Raw genomic sequence first — 577 nt, forward strand, 5'->3', positions numbered from 1 at the left:
ACTCCATGCTAGCACACTGCCAGTTTTGCCTACTAATGACGACAAGCCTACTGATGGCTTGCGATGCATATCACCCAGCAATAGTCGTCCTATGAAGACGATAACCGTTGCTACAGCCACAGCTAACAGTGTTAAAAGCCACTTTGACACACTAACCCCCTGCGCCTCTACGGAATCAAAGGCTAACGTTAAGCCCATCACCACAGCGACTATCCCGCCTATAGACAATAAGCCGAAACTGGTGATAAATACCTCCGCTATGAATAGCCCCACCCCGCCAAGCACCAGCAGAAAACCAAACAAATTCACAGGGATATAGTTGGAGCCTACCAAGAACAATACTATTGCCAGCACCGCCACACCGCCGAATATAAAGGTGCCCGGCATTTTGAACTCTAAAAAGAACATCACAATCGCCAGCAAAAACAATACTGACAACAGGTTTGGATTAGACACCCAAAAGGCAAATCGCTGGGACACAGAAGGTTCTAGTTCTATCACCTGCAACTTATCGTTCAGTTTCAACTCTTGTTCCAGCATTAGTAGCATTGATTCATTGTTATTAACAACGCCGTCT

General features: G+C 46.1%; 1 protein-coding gene. It reads right to left on the bottom strand.

Annotated features, from left to right (window positions below):
• The coding region (locus AC1MDJ_RS08465) for an NfeD family protein (protein ID WP_479690468.1) at positions 1-577 on the bottom strand (577 nt) is incomplete at both ends.

It is taken from the genome of Candidatus Termitispirillum reticulitermitis (assembly GCF_054655775.1).